This is a genomic window from Shimia biformata, from assembly GCF_016888515.1.
In the GTDB taxonomy this organism is placed as follows: Bacteria; Pseudomonadota; Alphaproteobacteria; order Rhodobacterales; family Rhodobacteraceae; genus Shimia_A; species Shimia_A biformata.
On record NZ_JAFEJK010000001.1, the window covers coordinates 1442310 to 1458013 of the forward strand.

Sequence of the window (15704 nt, forward strand, 5' to 3'; positions counted from 1 at the left end):
GCCTCTTTTTCCACTATGGAAACGGATTTCCCCTAGTCTGGATGATTGATCCCAAGTTGGAAACGCATGGAAATACAGTCGTTTCCAATACCGCACCAATGCCGACAAGTTACCCCGGGGAAGGTTGATGTGGCGCTGAGACACCCCGCAAAGCGAATGAAATGCCGGAAATCGAAACAATGGCCGCAAATTTTGCCACTGATCTCGATTCGGAAACTGTAGGTCGATTCGGACAATGCCGAATCGTCGCATGATTCCAGCGCGATGTGAGGCCCTCAGTCGTCGTCCGACGACTTGTTCGCGGCTCCGATGTAACCGGCAATCACCTGCATGATCTTGAAAGCTGTCTGCGCGTCATTCTCGACCACGGCAAGAAACTCCTGCTCGCCCAGGCGCAATGCCTCAAGTTTCTTGTGGACCTTCATGTCCAATGCGCGGGGTTCCTTGCGGATCAGCGCCAGCTCGCCGACCAGCGCGCCTGCGCCCGCGGTCGCAACAAGGAAATCGTCGCCGCTTTCCTGCGGCGCGTAGATGCCCGCCTCGCCCTCGAGAATGAGATAGGCGCCATCTGTGCCGGGGTCACCCTGATGGAACACGTATTCGCCTTCCTCCGCCTCGTACCACTTGGCGCCGAAGGCCAGCAGCCGCAGCTGTTTGCGGGCCAGCCCCGAGAACAGGTCGGTGCCGCGCAGCGCGCGCATCTTGCGGTTCAGGTCGGCAGTGGCGGCGTTGTCAGTGCGTTCCTCCGCGGCTTCGCCGTCGGCGCGGAACCGTCCGTTTTCAAGGTGAACCACGGTGTCAAACCGCGTCTGGTCCTCGAACCCTTCTTCAAGCACGATCAGGGTGGTGTTCGGCAATAGCCCGCGCAGGTTGTCCAGCAACGTCTCGCGGCGCTCTGTATCGAGCCCGGCCAACACGCTGTCCAGGACAAGGATATCCGGTTTCTTGATCGCCGCGCGCGACAGCGACAGCGGCGCAAGATAGGCCGAGCTGAGGTTGACGCCTCCAAGCCCGGTCGGGACCTCGTGGATCAGCTTGGCGATATGGCGACGCAGGCCGGCGTCCTGAAGGATATCGGCGACTTTTGCATAAAGCGCATCCATGCCCGACGTGCCCGACGACGAAAGACGACCAAAAAGCGCGTTCTCGATGATCGAGAGGTTGCCGAAATACTGCCCCTTGTCGAGCGGTTCGAAATGGTCGGAGATCTTGTCCTTCTGCTTGCCGGCCCAATCGCGGCGCATGTCCAGAACTTGATTTTTCAGGTCGTCGGTAAAGGCGGGGCCGATCTTTTCGGCTGATATCTCGAACAGCAGCGCCAGGATCTGCGCGCGTTCCTCGTCATCCAGACTGTCCAGCCCGGACTTGCGGCTTTTGCGTACCAGATCGACCTTGGTTTCGAAGGTCTCGACCACAAGCCCAAGCATGCGGAACAGTGGGTGATCCGTGCCGTCGGCGCCAAAGGTCTGGCGCAGCATTTCAACCACTTCCTGGCTGAGTTTCAGCAGCGCCTCTTCCTGTCCGGTTTCGCGCAGCACCTCGGCGAAATGGTGGACGGCGGCCATGTCCTCGCCATCGAACTGGGTGCGCTGTTTTGCGTAAAACAGGTTCCCCGCGATCGAGATCGCCGGGTTGAATTGTTCGGGATCGAAGCGATAGAACACCGAGCCTTCGCCCATATCCGCGGTCTCGGCGATCACCTTCTCGCGCAGCGCGACGATGCCCTCGGCCAGCTCCGGGAACGCTTCGGGGTCGAAACTCTGATCCAGTGCCCGCTGGAACAGTTCCGGCCCAGAGCCGATGCCCTCGACCAGTTCCAGCCACCAGTCCAGCACCTCTTCAGCTTCTTCCAGCCCGGCAAGCCCGGGGTCAAGCCAGTCGGTTTCCAGGGGATCGGTGGAGTTGCCCGAGCGTTCGGCCTCAAGCGCGAACTTCGGGTCCATTGGCGCCTCGGGGTCACGGGGGGCCGGGGTCAGCGCCATCATCACGTTGCGCCCGAATGTGCCGTCAAAGACATAAGGGCGGGGGTCGGCGTGGCCGATACGGGCGGCAACCACGGTCTGGTGCAGCTCACGAAGCGGATGGCCCGACAGGACAACCGACCCGCTCGCAGGCAGCACTTCGCGCGTCAGAACTTCGGCCAGCGCGTGGCGATCCTCTTCCTGTGGCGCCATGACCAGAACCTGGGATCCGCCCTGCCAGTTTGCGTTCAACCCTTCCAGCACCACGTTGCCGTCACTGTCATGGACCGCGACGTTTTTCATCTCGACCGGGCCGGACAGGTGCGGACAATCGTCGGGACGGCCTTCGAACAGGGTCTCGTCGATCATGCCCTCGGGGGCAAAGCGTTCAGTGATCAGTTCCCACCGCTGGCCCAGCTCCTGCACCTGGTTGTAATAGGTCAGCAGCTCTTTCCACGGGGCCGAAAGGTCCTTGTAGGCCGCCAGCGCCGCGACCAGCGCCCCCAGCGTGACCTGGCCCTCGATGACAAGGTAGCCGCCGACCAGGAAGAAGAAGAACGGGGTCAGCTGGGTAATGAAGTTGTTGAGGAACTTCATGAAGAACTTTTTCTGGTAGATCACCAGGCGGATATTGAACAGGATGCCAAGCCGCCGCGTGATCAGCGACTGCCGATAGCGCCAGCCACCATGGGTCCGCAGCGTCGCCGCACCCGCTGCGCTTTCGCCGATCTCGGCAGCCAGGTGGCGGACTTCGACGATCCGTTTCTTGTTATAGACGTTGATCTGGCGTTGCAGCTTGGGGATCAGCCAGGCCTGCACCGGGATCAGCGCCACTGCCGCCAGCCCGAGAAGTGCGTTCTGGGCAAAGAGGAAGAACAGGATCGTTGCCATCTGCCCGGCCTGCAGGATCGGCTGGCTGATCGCGTCGCCCATCATGCCGCCCATCGGTTCGGATTCCGAGGTGATCATCGACACCAGCTCGCCCTGGCTGGTGTTGCGCACATAAGGTTGCGGGAAGCGCAGAATGCGGCTGATCAGGGTGAATCGAAACCGGCGCAGCATGCGCTCGGACATGACACCCTTGTAGGTGTTGATCTTCATCTTGGTCACGCCATGGGCGATGACCGACAACAGGAACGCGAAACACAGGATCACCAGAAAGGTGATCTGATCGAACTCGAAGCCATAGAAATCCACCGTGCTTTGCCCGGCACCGATGGCGTCGTTGATGATCCGTTTCGGCAACTCAAGTGTCAGGTAAAGCAGCGGGAACAGGGTCAGGGTCTGAGCCAGAAGGATGATCTGTTCGCGGCGCGAGTACTTCCAAATGAAGCTGAAAAGAGAGCGTTCGATGACGTGGCTCCTGAATGTCGTGCGAAGAAATGATCCGCAATCAAAACGTTGAGCAAAGCTATCAATGCTTTGGGTGGGGGATCAACGGTTTTTGACGAAACCAAGGGGTTTGCGTCCCGCGAACTTGGCGGCTAGGCTCACGACAAGGACCGAGAAAGGAGGGCCCGGGATCATGCACAGTGCAAACGCCATTCTTGGCCTCTTGTGCCTGTTCCAGATCAAGCATCTTCTGGCGGACTATTTCTTCCAGACGAAGGTGATGCTGACGGGGCGTGAAAACTATGTGCATCTGGGGCGCGCCCTGCATGCCGGGGTGCATGCGCTGTTGTCGATCGCGGTGTTGGCGGTTTTCGGAACACCCGCATGGCTGATCCTTGTTCTGGTTGTCGGGGAGTGGGTCGTGCATTTCCACATCGACTGGTGGAAAGCCAGCGACACTCTGAAAAAGCAGCTGACGCCGGCAGATGCCGGTTTCTGGCGTGGGTTCGGCATCGACCAGGCGCTGCATCAGCTGACCTATATCGGCATGGTCTGGGTCTGGTCGTTTTATTGAACCGTCATTGAACCGTCGCGGCCGTGGCTGCAACGGCGCGGAAGACCGGCACTGGCGTCGCGTATCCCTTGAGCGGGATCGGTTCCAGCGTTTCGAACCGGACGCCGTTTCCACGGGCCGCATTGCGTGTGGCGCTGTCTGACAGGACCTCACCCGGTCCGGCCTTGCTGCACAGGCGCGCGGACAGGTTCACGGTTGATCCCAGCACGGTGAAATCCATCCGGTCGCTAGAGCCCATGGCCCCAAGGATCACCTCGCCCGAGGCAACCCCGATCCCCACCGCCAGCTCATAGCCCTCATGCGCATCCAGCATTCCGGCCATTGCCGCATTGAGTTCGACCGCGCAAAGCGCCGCGCGGCGTTCCTTGTCCGCACCGTCAAACACCGCGACCAGCGCGTCGCCGATGAACTTGTCGATGTCGCCGCCATGACGCGACACGATCTCGGCCTGCACGTCGAAATAGCGGTTCAGCATCTCGATCACCTCTTCCGGCGGGTGGGCTTCCGAGAATTCGGTATATCCGCGGATGTCGGTGAACATCACCGCCAGGTGCCGCCGCTCGCCGCCCCGGTGCATCCCGTCGCCCTCGGCATGCTGGATTGCTGACATGGTGCCGTGGCTGACGAACTTCATCAGTTCCAGCCGCTCGGCCAGTTGCGCGGCCATGGCATTGATCCGTGTGGACAGATCCCCGATCTCGTCACGAGAGCGCACCTTCTCGACACGCGCGGCAAAGTCGCCTTCCCCGATCCTTTCGGCCACCCGGCCGATCTTCAGGATCGGCCCGGTCAGACGGCGTGAAAAGATCAGCGAAAAGACCGAGGCCAGCGCGAAACCGACCAGCCCGACAATTTGGATGCGGTCCGTCATCTGGTCGACCACGGCATAGGCGTCGGCTTCGCTGATTTCGGTGACGACCGCCCAGGGAAACCAGTCGGGAAACGCATAGGCGCCCAGCATCACCTCTCCGGTCGGGCGGGTGTAGGGTTGCAGCGCGTCGGCGCGCGCCCCGGCCACGATCAGCGGCATTGCCGCACCGACAATGGCGCGGTCCGACAGAAGGCGGGGCGAGTCTTCAAGCACCGCGCGCCCGGCGTGGTCGACAACCGTGATCTCTCCGCGCTGACGAAAGGGATGACGGTCGGCGCGGTTGCGCAGGCTGGCCAGAAGCACCTTGGCCGACAGCGTTACCTTGCGCCCGGCGATGCCGTTCTCCAACGGCAGGGCAAAGGTGGCGACCCAGTCGTTTGTGCCGTCCATTCGCGCAATCAGCGGGCGCCCCCATTGCCCGGTCCCCTGGATCGAGGCGATCACGGCTGACGGCGTCGCCAGTGTCGCCACCGGGTCAAGCCCAAGCGCCGCCAGCCTTTGGCCATAGGCTTCGTCCGAGATCAGAACCGGCAGGTCGGACCCGTCGACGCTGAGTTGCATCGCCACCACGTCCGGCAGTTCCTCCAGCCCCAGTGTCAGAAGCGACACCTTCTGCGCGACGCCAAGATCGGGGTTGTCAATCCCGTTGCGGATCACCGAGATCGGCGTCAGCCATTGGCCTTCGTAAAGCGTATCGAATTCCTGCCGCAGCTCTGCCGCAACCTGGGTCAGGTCCTCGTTGGCAGCGCTTTTCAACTCGTCCCGCGCGATGCGGATCAGGTTTTCGCCAACCAGCGTCAGAGGCGCTACCGAGATCAGAGCCGCAAAGAAGAAGAACTTGAGCGGCAGGGGAAATCGCATAGCCTAGTTCCCGTCGCGCGCCGAGGCAGAGATGCGGACCGTGTCGGTGGCGATGCCACAGGTCAGTCCGGTCGAGTCGCGGGCCGTGACCGTGACAAGATAGTCGCCCGGGGCGGCAAAGGCGTGCCGCGCGACCGCGCCGGTGGCGTTTGCCCCGTCGCCGAAGGCCCAGCCGATGCTGACCCCATGGCCATCGGGGTCGCTTGCCCCGCCCGCGTCGAACCGCACCGCATCATGGGCCGCGCCAACCAGCGTCTCGCGGTCCGGTCCGGCGTCAATCAATGGGGCAGCATTGACCAGGATGCGCGCGCTGTCCGACCCGCTGGCACAGGCCGAACCGCTGTCGTCCGTGACGGTCAGCCTCACGTCCACCGCGCCGGCTGTATCAAAGCGTCGTGTCACCGTCGGACCGTTCAGCGTGACCCCGTCGGAGAACACCCATTCATGCGCGGTGACGGTGCCGTCCGGGTCGTGGGTCAGCGCGCTGAAAGTGATCTCGTCACCCGGGCAGATGGTGCGGTCCGGCCCGGCCTCGGCCACAGGCGCGGCGTTGATGCGGGCATAGACCTCTTCCATGCGGACCGAGTTCAGCTGACCCTTGCCATCGTCCATGCGGACCGACACAGGGAACAAGCCGGGATTGGCGAAACTATGCGACGCGGTGGCGCCGGTTGCCGTTTTGCCGTCGCCGAAGGCCCAGCTTATGTCGCCGTCGCCCCAGTTGGCGGCCCAGGTGCGCGTCTCTCCGGGGCAATAGGGGGCAGGGGTCGCGAGCGCGGCCATCGGCGCGGGGTTCACCGTGACCGTCTGGCTGAGGCGCGCTTGCGAGTTCTCGACATCCGCTGCATCGGTCACGGTCAGCGTCACCTCGTAGTCGCCGGGTTCGGAATAGACATGCAGACCCGTCACGCCCTGTCCGGTATTGCCATCTCCGAAGTCCCACTGGAAACCGGTGATCGCGCCATCCGGGTCAACCGAGGCGCCCGCGTCAAAGGCGACGGTCTGGCCCGCCGCGACGATTGCGGGGGCGTCAAACAGTGGCACCGGGGCTTCGTTTACGATGACCCGCGCCTGCGTGACCAGCGCTCCGCAGCCGATCTCGGTGCCCTCCAGCGTGGTCTCAAGCGTCACGAGCTGCGCCCCCGGCGCGGCAAAGGCATGGGATGCCGTGTCGCCTTCGGTGCTGCTGCCATCCGGGAAGGTCCAGCGATGCTGGGCCTCGACACCATCTGAAACGCCGGAAAGACTGGCGGAAAAAACAATGTCGTTACCAAGTGCCGCGCGCAGAGGCGCGTCGATTTCCTGTGTCGGCGCATCCAACACGGTCACCGTCAGCGTATCGGTATCAAGAGGGCTGCAAGCGCCAATCGTGTCGCCGGTGATCGTCAGGGTCACGCGATACTCGCCCGGCTTCGAGAACGAATGCAGCGGCTCGGCACCTCCGGCGCGGCCTCCGTCGCCAAAGCTCCAGTCAAACCCGTTGACCGACCCATCCGCATCGGTCGACGCCGTGCCGTCAAAGCGGACCGGCTGATTGACGCAGACCGTCTTGTCTTCGCCGGCCATGGCGATCGGCCCCTCGCGCACAAGAACTGCGATGCGGTCCATATGCCGGCCCTGCTCTGTGCCGCTTTCGTCCTGAACCGTCAGGGTGACGGGATAGGTGCCGGGAAGTTCATAGATCTTGTTCGGGTTGACCACCGTCGAGGTCTCGCCATCGCCGAAGTCCCAGGAAAACAACAGGGTCTCGCCGTCAGGATCGGAACTGGCCGAGGCATCAAACAGCACCGGCTCGCCGGAACAGACATCGCGGTTGCCGCCCGCCACGGCCATGGGACGGGCGTTGATCGTCACGGACATCGCGTCGACGTCGCGGCCGTTGGCCAGCCCGGTTCCGTCGCTGACCCTGAGCGTGACGGGATATTTCCCCGCACGCGGAAAGGCATGTGTCACGCGGACGCCGTCCAGCGTCCCGCTGCCGTCGCCAAAGTCCCAGGTGTAGGTCAGCTTGTCACCATCAGCATCGCCGGACCCCGAAGCATCAAGCGTCACAAGAAGCTGATCGGTGATGATATCTTCACCCGCTTCGGCAATCGGCGCGTGGTTCACCCGAACCACCACCTCGTCCGAAGCGACGCCATTGGTCACGCCGCTGTCATCGGTGACGACCAGGCGCGCGTTGAACACGCCAGGCACGTCATAGGCCCGTTCGACTTCGCGGCCCTGAAGTTCTGCACCAAGGTCGTCAAATTCCCAGCGGTAGCCCGAGATGCTTCCGTCCGGGTCGTTCGAACCGGCTGCGCTGAACAGAACCGTTTGTCCCGGCGCAACGCTCAGGTCGGGGCCCGCAACGGCAACCGGCGGCGCGTTGACGGTGATGAATGTTTCCGCCTCGTCCCGTCCGCCCCGGTCGGGAAAGTCATCAAACACCGTCAGCCGAATTCGATAGATGCCGGGTGCCGCAATCGCGTGCGAGACGCGCTCTCCGTCCAGAACGGTGCCATCAGGTAGCACCCATTCCCAGGCCGCGACGCTGCCATCGCTGTCGACTGAGGCGCTGCCGTCCAGGGTAAAGCTCTGGCCGGGTGTCACCGTCAGCGAAGGGCCGGCATCGGCGATGGGCAGGGCGTTGATGGTGACGCGCATCGTGTCGCGGTGGCTGGATTGCGGCGCGCCGCTGTCGTCGGTGACCCGCAGTGCCACGTTATAGACTCCTGGGCGGGCATAGGCGTGGCGCGGGTTGGGGCCGGTCCCCGTGTGGCCATCGCCAAAATCCCAATCGTAACGCGCTATGGCGCCATCGGAATCCCGCGAGGCGCGCCCGTCGAACTGCACATCGCTGGCAGTCAGGAACTGGTCCGGCCCGGCCTCGGCAACCGGTGGGGCGTTGATGGTGATGGTCTGGCTCAGGCTTTGCGTCGCGGTCGGCGTGCCGCTGTCATCCACCACGGTCAGCGTGACGGGATAGGTTCCCGGCTGGGCCCACGCATATTCGACACGGTCGCCTTCCCCAATCGCACCATCACCGAATTCCCACAGGTAGCTGAGGATGTTCCCGTCGCCATCCGTCGATCCAGTCGCATCCAGCACAGCCGCCTCACCCGCCGCCAATGCCCGGTCGGGAGTGGTGAAACGCGGCTCTGGCGGGGCGTTTACGTCGATGGTGATGAAGTCACGTGTGATCGCATTGCTGACACCGCTGTTGTCGCGTACGGTCAGCACCACGCGGTAACTGCCTGAGGCGTCGAACTTGTGGGTGACATCCGGTCCTGCCAGCGCAGTCCCATCCCCCAGGTCCCAGGTCATATCGGTGATCTCGCCATCGACGTCATAACTTGCCGCGCCGCTCAGCGAGAATGTCTGCCCGACGACCACGCTCAGGTCGGTGCCGGCCTCGGCGACGGGGGGGTGGTTCACCGTCACGGGGCGGGTGGCCAGACCGAAGTTGCAGGGGTGGCGGCTGTCATCCCCCACGCGCAGGACGGCGCGGTACTGACCCGGCTTGGCATAGGCTTTTTCAGCCGTTGCACCCTCGGCGACGGTGCCGTCGCCAAAGTTCCAGCTGAAGCGGGTGATCGGGCTGTCCGACGCAATCGAGGCACTGCCGTCAAAGCTGACGATATCCCCCGGCGCCACGGTGACCGCCGCGCCTGCGACGGCAACCGGGGCATTGCGCACATGCACCGGAACCGTGGTAAAGGCGCCGCGTGCCGGGCCGGTGCCCGGTTCAAGCACCCGCAAGGTCGCTTCGTAGCGGCCGGGTTTGGCATAGGAATGCGCGATCACGGCCTCGTCCGATGTCGCCCCGTCGCCAAACAGCCACGAATAGCCCAAAAGCGGGCTGCCCAGCGACGTGCTGGCATCAAAGGCCACCGACGAACAATCGGCCAGCGGCGTGGCCGTGGCCGTTGCCGTCGGGCGTTCGGGGGCCGGCGCAAAATAGGGCGGCATCGACAGGGGCAGGGCGTCACCTGCGCCGTCAAACACCCGCATTGTCACGTCGTTTGGCACCTCGAACCCGTCACGCAGGGTCAGCGACAGGTTGGTCTCCTCGGTCGTCACCTCGCTGCTGGCCCAGACATCCTGACCCGAGGCCGACAGAGGCAGGTCATCATACATGTTGTTCAGGCGCAGATCGCCCGCGGCGCCGTCGAAGTTCTGCACCACCAGTGCCCCGCCGGAATGGGTGAAATCGACCCGCGTGCCATAGGCGCCGCCCGGCCAGCGGATCGTTGGTTCGTAAGACAGCATTTTCAGCCCCTCGGGGCGGCGGCTGCGTTCGCGGGCAAGGCTGACATCCAGCGAGAACCCGTTGCCGTCATTGCCCCCGGCGCCGATCACGTCGATGCGGAACCACAGGCGCCCGTCGATGGCTTCCCCCTGTGCAGGTCGCACCGATCCAAGCGTCACCCATTGCCCGTTCAGCTCTGACGCCGGGCCAAACTCCTGCTCGCGCAGCACCTCACCCGGAGAGGGCGTTTCAAGGTCAGCCCGCCGGACCTGGGTCGCGCGCGCGCCGTTTTCGACAACAGTGGGCCGGGGGATCGCACTGTATGCGCCGTTGCCGCCAACAACGCGGAACACGGTGCGGGCATTGCCCGCCCCGCCATAGAGAAAGTCATTGTCGCGCGACACGTCCGGGTCGAATACGCGCACATAAAGCCGATCCCGGCTGCCTTCCGGCACAGAAAAGAACACCTGTTCCCGGTGGTCGGTGTCGCCTTCGCGCGACCGCGCGTCGACCCCGTAAACCACCATAAGCGCAGCGTCTTGCGGTGGCGGCGCATTCTGCGCCAGCACCGGCAAAGCCGTCAGCCCCGCTGCGGTCATGAATGTCAAATAAGCCCGCCACAGGGGGCGCATTGTCTTGGAAGTCATCATCATCACCGGATCGCCTCGTTGCCCGCGTAATCCTGCACGATAACCTCGACCAGATTCAGCGCGCCCGGCTCTGGTGGCAGGGTTGCGCGACAGATGTTCAGGGCCGCGTCACACCGCATCAGGCCCTCGTATTCGCTGTTTCCGATTTCGACCAGGAACTCGGCGGCCTGACGCAGGCCGGAAATATCATTGGCTTCCACCAAGATCTCGATTGGCCCGTCGTCCCCGTCGGGGCGCGTGGCCTCGGCGCGGACGATCTCGGGCGGATCGGAATCCTGCAGGGTGGTTGCCGTCACCAGCGCGGTATTGCCGGCTGCGTCCCGGGCGCGCAGTTCAAACGCGTTCCGCCCGGCGGCAAGTTCCACGGCCACCACGAACCGGCCATCGGTCACCGGAACCGACCTGTCATCCAGTGTCACTACCGCCCCCGGTTCGACCGTTCCGGTCAGCGTCAGGGCCAGGCCCTGCGTTGCCAGCGGTGGCGGCATGTCCAGCGCCAGCGCCGGAGGTGTGGTATCGCGGCGTACAGTGATAGGCAGGCGGCCCTCGACCGCGCCGGAGGGGGCAAGCACCTCGATCACGAAATCCCGGCCCTCATCGGTTGCCGGAACCGTCAGCGTCACACCGCCGTCACCCTGAACACGTCCCTGTGCGGCAAGGGCGCCGTCTGCGTCGATCACGCGCACGGCGACACCGGGCGCGGCGGTGCTGGTGGCAAGGATCGTCATTTCCCCGGTCGCACTCAGCAGAACTGCGCCGTCACGCGGCAAAGTGTCGGCAAGGACGATCTCGACCGAAACGGGGGGGCGATAGCTGACTTCCGCCACTTTCTCGCTGATGTTCCCGGCGGGGTCGGTTGCCGTGATGGCGATCCGGTTCAAGCCGGGTCTCAGCGCCACATCCGCAAAGAACGACCCGTCGGCCGCAATCTCGGTCACCTTGCCGTTCAGTGTCAGCACCGCATACTGTTCCGTGGCGCCAAAGACTTCGATCCGGTCCGTTTCCGAATTCGAGGAACGGCCGGGCGCAAGGATCGTCAGGAAGGGGGGGGTGGTGTCATACCGCACCTTGAACGTTTCGGTCTTTGACCATTGTCCCGGCAGCCCAAGTGCATCGAGCGCCGCCACCCGCCAGTGATAGTCACCGATGTCCAACCCGTTGACGTCAAAGCCGGTCTCGGGAATGCCCCACTCCGAGGCGACCATCTGATTGAAATCGGGGTCCGAGGCCAGTTCGATCCAGTATCCTGCCGCCCCCTCGAACACGTCCCAGCGCAGCGGCGCCGAGCCGCCATAAACCGTTTCACCGCCCACCGGAGCAAGAGCGCGTGCGCTGTCCAGAACGGCAGTCCGTGCCTTGGCGGACCCGCCCGAGATCACCACGCCCTCGTTCTGACCCAGCTTGACGGTCTGGGTTCCGGCCGTAATGTCGACCGACGCCTTGTCGTAATTCACGAACCGCGCGCCGGTCGCGTCATTCTTGACCCAGAAATCCCCGGATTCAGTCCGGGTTTCGATGCCTGGAACTTCGATCTCGAACTCGTCACGAGTCGAAAGCTGGTTCAGCAGCGCATAGAAGTCGCCATTTGACAGCGACACCTTTGTCACCTCTTTGCCGGTCAGTGGGTCCGTCCGCATGGCCTGAATGGTGGCGTTCGAATTCGGGTTGAGCCGCAGCCGCGACAGATCTCGGAAAGTGACCTGTGTGGTCGAGTTGGACAGGGTGCGCAGGCGTTCAAACTCGACCAGCACATCGTTCAGGGATCGGTCGGACCATGCCGGTTCCGCCGGATCGCGGCCTTCGACATTGCCGTGAATATCGGTGATCAGCGCCTCGGCCGCCCGGTCACGCTGTTTGATCGAGATGTCATAGGCCTCTTGCGCGCGGGCGGTCGCGAGTTCGGTATAGTCGATGACGTCACGCCATTCGCCAACCTCGCGGCGCTGCACGGCGATATCGCGGCTGTCGATGGCCTCGCCGATTTCGATCGGGGCGAACAGGCGCGCGCCCTGTGCGGTGGCACTTTGAATCGCCTGAAGGGAGGACAACAACGCGCCATCCGCCAGTGCAACCTGCGTGACGGGCATGAACAGCATCGCGCCGGGCGTCAGGTCCGCGGGTGAAGCAAGCTGATTGATCCGCAGGACCGTAGGCCAGAGGTCAGGATCGTTCAGGTGGCGGCGGACAAATTCGCGCAAGGTCTCTTGTCCCGTGAATTCGATCACCTCGAAAGGCGTGTCCAACGGGTCTGTCTCGGCAGTCAGAGGGGCTGTCATCAACAGCAGAAATGCCCCTAGTGCTGCCGCTTGTGATCTTGAAACCCAATCACTCTTGAATGAGGGCACGGCAAACCCTCCCGCATGTTAAAGATGCACTTCGAAAATCTATTTTTGCCGAAATTGAACGGCAAGATGGTTAAAATCGCAAGTGTTTTGTGGCGAAAATGTGGCGAAGCCGCCATGAATTGCGAACAAAAGCCGCCGATATTTCCGATTGTTGAGCAGATGGAAACGAATTCGTCGGTGCCGCGATGAATTCCCTCGCCTCCACCCGAGATATTTCTGGATCGGAAGGGCGCTCCGATTTTCCTTTTGTCAGGTTCTCTATGTCAGGCGACCACCTGTTTGCGGGTGTGAATGACCTCGTCCGCTTCGCGGCCGACAATATCCTGAAGGTGATCGAACCGCGCCTCGTAGGTGCCGACACCCAGGCTGGCGGACCGCAATTCGATAATCAGGTCACCTATTTCGGCCTGTGGCATCATGGCCTGCACCTCGTCCCAGCCCTTCCAGCCCGGCTTGGTGTCATACCCCAGAAGCTGGCCGCGCCGCCCCGTCACGATGCGCTGGACTTTTGGCGTGAACTCGGACGGCACGGACACTGACACCGCCATGACCGGTTCCAGCAGAACCGGCGAACAGTCCGGCATCGCCGACAACATGGCCTGGATCGCGGCCTTCTGGAACGCCATGTCGGAACTGTCGACCGAGTGGAACCCGCCGTCCGTCAGGGTGACGGCGATGTCGACCACGGGAAATCCCAGCGGACCACGGGCCAGAAACGCGGTGACGCCCTTTTCCACCGCCGGGATATACTGCTTGGGCACGACGCCGCCGGTGATCGTGTCGGAAAATTCAAACCCCGCGCCGCGCGCCTGGGGGGTGATCCTGATCTTGACGTCCGCAAACTCACCATGACCGCCGGATTGCTTCTTGTGCCGCGCGGCCTGTTCAGCAGGCTTGCGGATGGTTTCCTTGTAGGGGACCTGCGGCGGGGCATGGCTGACGTCGAGCCCGAAGTCACGTTTCATCCGGGCAAGGGCGATCTGCAGATGCACCTCGCCCTGACCGGACAGGACATATTCGCCGGTATCGCCTTCCTGTGTAACGGCCAGAGACGGGTCCTCTTCGGTCAGCTTCGCCAATGCGCCGGTCAGCTTGACCTCTTCCGATTGCCGCTCGGCGGCGATGGCAAAGGCATAAAGCGGTGCCGGAAGGTCGGGCCAGTTGGTCGCGCGTTTGCCGTCGGGGCCAAGGATGTCGCCGGTCTGGGCCTCGCCCATCCGACCCAGCGCCACCACATCCCCGGCCGCCGCGCCGTCGACGCGGGTGGTCTTCTTGCCCAGCAGCGTGCTGATCCCGCCAATCCGATCATTGCCCAGCGTCTGGCCGTCAGGCAGGTTACCAGACCAGACCCGTACCGTCGACATCTTGCCCGACTGCCCGGCATTCCAGGTCTTGAAGACCTGCACCACGGGACCGTCCGCCGTGTCGATCCCGCGCCGCGCGGCGGTCTCTGTGACAGATGGGGTTTCATGCCGAAGCGCCTTGAACAATCGCTGGATACCGTTTTCATTCTCGGCCGATCCGAAAAACACGGGAACGATAAGATCGTCCTGCAAATCCTTGACAAGGTTTGCATAAATCTCATCCGTCGAGGGCACGACATCCTCAAGAAGCTCTTCCATCAGCGCGTCATCGAAATCCGCCAAGGCCTCGAGCATTTCGTTGCGGTGCAGTTCTTCTTCGTCCTTCAGGCGGTCGGGCAGCGCCACCAGTTCCGAACGTTCATGTGGGTTCCAGCGCCAGGTGCGCTCGCTGACCAGATCGACCATGCCCGTCACCGCGCCCCCGCTGTCACGCATCGGAATCTCGCGCAGGACAAGAGGCCGTTCCGAGATCGCCTGAAGTGCCTCGAAGGTCATGCGAACCGACGCGTCGGCCTGATCCATCTTGTTGATATAGATGACATGGGGAATATCGCGGTCATCGAGGAATTTCAGGATCGGCGACACGGTAACGGCCCGCTCCATCTGCGGTTCGCAGACCACCACGACGATGTCGGCCACCATCATGGCGCCCTGCGCGTCGCAGGTCAGTTCGACCGAACCGGGGCAGTCGATCAGGGTCCATGGTTCCTCAAGATAGCGGGTGCTGGCCACGGTCAGTTCCGTCGACATGCCCCGCGCGCGGGCCTCGGGCGTGGAATCGGCAACGGTGTTGCCTTCCTTGATCGTCCCGCGTCGGGGGATGGCGCCGGATATGAACAGGAGGTCCTCGAACAAGGTCGATTTGCCTGACCCGTAGGGGCCGACGATGGCCGCGCATCGCGCGCCGACAGTCTGATCGGTCATGTGATCCTCCCTTTCCCTGTCACACATGCAGGTCAGGGCCACGAGATACCCGGACCTTGCCACGACTGTTCAGCCGGGCGGCCACGGGCGCAATGATCAAGGTCAAGAACGTCGGCCAGCGGCCTGAAATTCCGGCAAAACAAGAGATTCGATCCACCCACTATGCCACGGATCGCAACAATAGGCGCAATTTTCCCGTTTGGATCGGATCGGATATTGGGGGGAAGATGGTGCTGCTGGGGAGGATTGAACTCCCGACCTCACCCTTACCAAGGGTGCGCTCTACCACTGAGCTACAGCAGCGCCGTTCATCGTGGCGCGGGATGTAGACCGAAACGAAATGGGGTGCAAGCGCAATCTGGACCCTTTTTTTCGCCTCATGTATGGAAACAGCATGGAAGATAAAAAAGCCCCGCAAAAACAGACCAAGGCACAAGAGCGTGACGCACGGCTGAAAGCCGCGTTGAAGGCCAATATGGGCCGGCGCAAGGCGCAGGCGCGGGCACGGGCCGCCGGTTCGGACGGCGATTCAGTTAATCAGGACGCCGCAAAAGACGTTTCAGAAAGCGTTTCAAACAAAAAGGGCTAGAG

At 63.0% G+C, this 15704-nt stretch carries 7 protein-coding genes and 1 tRNA gene; 2 read left to right on the forward strand and 6 right to left on the reverse strand.

Going from position 1 to position 15704, the window contains the following annotated elements:
• Nucleotides 1-275: 275 nt before the first annotated feature.
• A complete protein-coding gene (locus JQ863_RS07040; protein ID WP_239113227.1) occupies nucleotides 276-3206 on the reverse strand; it encodes a cyclic nucleotide-binding domain-containing protein in 2931 nt (976 codons plus the stop codon).
• A 280-nt stretch (nucleotides 3207-3486) separates the two neighbouring features.
• Here JQ863_RS07040 and JQ863_RS07045 point away from each other — a divergent pair, with 280 nt between their 5' ends.
• The gene (locus tag JQ863_RS07045) at nucleotides 3487-3867 is read left to right on the forward strand and encodes a DUF3307 domain-containing protein (protein WP_204113589.1); all 381 of its coding nucleotides are present in this window, start codon (nucleotides 3487-3489) and stop codon (nucleotides 3865-3867) included.
• Between the two features lie 4 nt (nucleotides 3868-3871).
• Here the strand turns inward: JQ863_RS07045 and JQ863_RS07050 are convergent, their stop codons facing one another.
• From JQ863_RS07050 to JQ863_RS07070, 5 genes are all read right to left on the reverse strand, one after another.
• Nucleotides 3872-5599 carry an adenylate/guanylate cyclase domain-containing protein gene (locus tag JQ863_RS07050; RefSeq protein WP_204113590.1) on the reverse strand — a complete coding sequence of 576 codons (1728 nt, stop codon included), beginning with the start codon at nucleotides 5597-5599 and terminating at the stop codon, nucleotides 3872-3874.
• Nucleotides 5600-5602: 3 nt separating this feature from the next.
• Entirely contained in the window at nucleotides 5603-10429 is a 4827-nt protein-coding gene (locus JQ863_RS07055; RefSeq protein WP_239113360.1) for a PKD domain-containing protein, read from the reverse strand.
• A 53-nt stretch (nucleotides 10430-10482) separates the two neighbouring features.
• Nucleotides 10483-12756, reverse strand: a complete 2274-nt coding sequence (locus JQ863_RS07060; RefSeq protein WP_204113592.1) for a FecR domain-containing protein — start codon at nucleotides 12754-12756, stop codon at nucleotides 10483-10485.
• Between the two features lie 332 nt (nucleotides 12757-13088).
• The gene (locus JQ863_RS07065; protein ID WP_204113593.1) at nucleotides 13089-15113 is read right to left on the reverse strand and encodes an elongation factor G; all 2025 of its coding nucleotides are present in this window, start codon (nucleotides 15111-15113) and stop codon (nucleotides 13089-13091) included.
• A 228-nt stretch (nucleotides 15114-15341) separates the two neighbouring features.
• Nucleotides 15342-15416: transfer RNA gene (locus tag JQ863_RS07070), tRNA-Thr, on the reverse strand.
• A 91-nt stretch (nucleotides 15417-15507) separates the two neighbouring features.
• Between JQ863_RS07070 and JQ863_RS07075 the strand changes: the two genes are divergently transcribed.
• Nucleotides 15508-15702 (forward strand): hypothetical protein, encoded by a 195-nt coding sequence (locus JQ863_RS07075; RefSeq protein ID WP_204115086.1) that lies wholly within the window; start codon nucleotides 15508-15510, stop codon nucleotides 15700-15702.
• Nucleotides 15703-15704: the final 2 nt, after the last annotated feature.